This window comes from Microbacterium testaceum, from assembly GCF_001476285.1.
GTDB classification, from domain to species: domain Bacteria; phylum Actinomycetota; class Actinomycetes; order Actinomycetales; family Microbacteriaceae; genus Microbacterium; species Microbacterium testaceum_B.
In genome coordinates this window covers 1-3,663 of record NZ_LDRU01000119.1, presented here as the reverse complement: position 1 = coordinate 3,663, position 3,663 = coordinate 1, and the positions used below count along the sequence as shown (strand labels likewise).

Below are 3,663 nucleotides of genomic sequence, written 5' to 3'. Positions count from 1 at the left end.
CGTCGACGACGTGCTCTTCGGGTACGAGCCGATGTACCAGCGCGGTGTGCTCGCCTCCGCTGTGGCCGAGGTCGTCGATGAGGGCGTGACCTACCTCAGCGCCGTCTTCAACTACGGCGCGATCGGGCGCAGCGGTCCCGCGGCAGGACAGCAGACCGGCGCCTGGGAATCGGACTCGTTCACCGGGATGCCGTGCCCCCAGGTCGTGATGGACACCCTGCCGCCGAAGACGACCGGGGTCGACTGCATGAACTTCGACCCCGACGGCGAGGCGAACGCACTGCTCGGGGCGACGATCGCCGCGGGCCCGACCTTCCCGCTGTACACGCAGTGGTCGAACCCGGAGAACGGCATCGAGACAGGTGCCTTCGCCGTGGTCTTCAACGCGGCGGGTGAGCACGTCAGCACCTTCGGCCTCGTCGACGAGAACACCGCGTTCTCGATGACCACCGTGTCGACCGGTGCCGCCTCGGGCGACTTCGTCACGGCCGACTACCGCATCGCGCTGGTGCGCACCGTCGCCAGCGCGCCCGACATGCGGACGAAGATCGTGTTCGCTCTCGACAGCGGCGGCGTGTTCGGCCTGCAGTACGGGGACTGGCCCACCGGAGTGACCGTCGGACCGGCCGCCTACGGCCACGCCGCCGACCCCTCCGCCATCGCCGTCGGCGCCTCGTCGGTGCTGACGCCCGACAACCTGGAGCCGTACTCGAGCCCCGGACCGGCCACCTACCTGTTCGAGCCGGTGCGCAGCGACGCGACCCCCGCCGCGCGCCTGCCCGAGCCGCAGGTGATCTCCAAGCCCGACGTCGTCGCGGTCGATGCGGTGCGCACGTCGTTCTTCGTCCCCGACGGAAATCCCCCCGGGATCTTCCGGTTCAGCGGAACGTCGTCTGCCGCGCCGAACGCCGCCGGCGTCGCCGCGCTCGCGGTGCAGCGAGCGGGGAAGGGCACCTCGCCCGAGATCGTTCGCGAGGCTCTCGTGGGCAGCGGTCGTCCGATGAACGGGCCCATCGGTTACACCGGGGTGGTCGATGAGAATCTCATCGGCAGCGGTCTCATCGATGCGGAGGCGACGCTGGCGGCTCTGCCCGCGCCGACCCCCACACCGACACCGACGCCCGAGCCCACCCCGACACCGACGCCGGAACCGACGCCGGAACCGACCGCGTCGCCCGAGCCGACGTCGAGCGCGTCCCCCGCGCCGAACGCCGCCGGGCAGCTGCCGCGGACGGGAAGCGACGCAACCTCGGCGCTGCTGCTGACGCTCCTCGGCGGAGGAGCGGTCGCCGCGGGGTGTCTCGTCGCGATCCGACGCCGAGCGCGCTCCGCTCGGTGACACCGGGGCGGCCGGGACCTTCGGGCCCGTCCGCCCCCTCCCGTCCTGCACACGGGAGTCTTTCCCGTTCTGCGCGCAGACCACTTCCTGTTCTGCACAGGAGGCTTCGACGGGGTCCTCTCCGCAGCTGGCGCAAAAGCTCGCGGGAATGTCCTGGCCCCTCTCTACGCTGTGTGCTGAGGGGCACGGCGGAAGGCGGTAAAAATGCAAGGACTCGAGGTCACGGTCCTGCTCGGACTCGCGATGCTGGTGGGCACGATCCTCGCGCCGCGTCTGCGGGTGGCGACGCCGCTCGTCCTCCTCGTCATCGGGCTCGCACTGGGGTTCGTCCCCGAGTTGCGCGCGATCGAGCTCCCGCCCGAGACGGTGCTGCTGCTCTTCCTTCCCGTCATGCTGTTCCGCGAGGCGTGGACCACGTCGCTGCGCTCGGTTCGCCGATCGTTGCGGTACATCATCCCGATGAGCACGCTGCTGGTCGTGGCATCCGCTTTCGCCGTCGCGGGTGTCGCGACCTGGATGGGCGTGCCGTGGGAGGCCGCGCTCGTCATCGGCGCGGCGGTCGCACCGCCCGACGCGACGGCGGTCGCCGCCCTCGGGCGCCTGCTCCCCCAGAAGACGTTCATGAAGCTGAAGGCCGAGAGCCTCACCAACGACGGCACGGCCCTCGTCCTGTACGCGATCGCGGTGTCGCTGCTGCTGGGCGGGCAGGTCACCCCGTGGTCGATCACCGGAATGGTGCTGCTGTCGTACCTCGGCGGCGCGGCTGCGGGCATCGCGGTCGCCGCTCTCGCCTACTTCGCCCTGCGCCGCATGCAGTCCACTCTCACCATCAACCTGACGATGCTGCTCGTCCCGTTCGTGTCGTTCCTGGTCGCCGAGCTGATCGACGCGTCCGGGGTGCTCGCGGTCGTCTTCGCGGGCCTCATCGTGGCCTGGGTCTCGCCCCGGATCACCACCGCGATGTCTCGTCGAGCCGCGGATGCCACGTGGCCCTTCGGCGTCTACCTGCTCAACGGTGCGCTGTTCGTGCTGATCGGCCTCGAGGTCCAGCTCGTCCTGCACGAGATCTCGCCCTCCGAGATCGGGATGCTCTCGTTGATCACGGTGGCGGCCTGGATCGCGCTCTTCCTCGTGCGCTACCTGTTCCAGTGGCTGTTCAGTCCGTTCTCCCGGCCCGCGGCCGGGTCGACGCGATCGCTCCGACACCGTTCCCGGCTGGTCAGCACGGTCGCCGGGTTCCGCGGAGCCGTCTCACTCGCGATCGCGCTGTCGGTGCCGATCACGACCGAGAGCGGTGCGCCGGTCGCCGGCCGCGACGCGGTCGTGTTCGTCACGGCGGGGGTCATCGTCCTGACGCTCCTGGTGCAGGGACCCCTTCTTCCCGTGGTCATCCGCTGGGCGAAGCTCCCGAACGACGACGCCGCGATCGAGGAGTACGAGCTCGCCGAACGCGCGATCTCGGGAGCGGCGCTCGCCGCCCTCGACGACCTCGCCGTCGAGCACGGCATCAGCGATCGGGTGCGTGACCGCGCTCGCCGCGAGGGATACGAGCGCCTCGAGCTCGCCAACGCCCGCGCCGTCGCCCGCCAGCGCGCGATCGAGGAGCGCGATCTGGCAGAGCTCGACGCCTCTCTCGATTCGTCGGTCGATGACGACGACGGCGGCGGTTCGGCCTCGTCGACGATGGGGCCGGTTCCTCCCGCCGGCACCGACGACGAAGGGCGACGCACCGTCGGCGGGCTCGAGATGATCGCCGTGAGCGACGACATCGACGTCACCCAACGCTCCCCGCTCATCCGGCACAAGGAGGCGACCCGGCTGCGCCTGGCGATCCTCGACCGCAAGCGGGAGGTCCTCCTGCGGCTGAGACGTGAGGGGACGATAGACGACCTCGTCGCGCGGAAGATCCTCGCCAACCTCGACCTCGAAGAGATCCGCACGCGCGGGATCGAGAGGGCCAGCGACTGAGCGCGCGAGGGGCGGGGCGGCGACTTACGCGCCTACGCCGCTGTGGCTGACCAAGCGCGACCGGGCGCGGGCGGTGTGGGCGGCGCTGGCCAGGCGCGGGCGGGCGGCGCCGAGCCGAGCGCGGGCGAACCGACGGCGCTGATCCCACCCTCGGCGCGCCGATCGTCGAGAACGCGCGGAAGCGTGGCCATAAACACGATTCGCACACATAAACGCGCTGTGCTCGTGTTTCTGAGCGCTCGTCGTGTTTATGCGTGAGGCGCGCGACGCGCGGGACCCCGCGACGCCGCGCCACCGCACCCCCACGTACGTCGGCACCGCGCCGAACCGTTCCCCCGCGCGCCTCACGCATAAAC

General features: G+C 70.8%; 2 protein-coding genes. Both read left to right on the top strand.

The features are described 5' to 3' along the window. On the top strand, positions 1-1,339 hold a 1,339-nt coding region (locus NS283_RS17410; RefSeq protein WP_153003411.1), incomplete at its 5' end, for a S8 family serine peptidase. Between the two features lie 204 nt (positions 1,340-1,543). Continuing rightward, entirely contained in the window at positions 1,544-3,307 is a 1,764-nt protein-coding gene (locus NS283_RS17405) for a Na+/H+ antiporter (RefSeq protein WP_058598116.1), read from the top strand. Positions 3,308-3,663 lie beyond the last annotated feature (356 nt).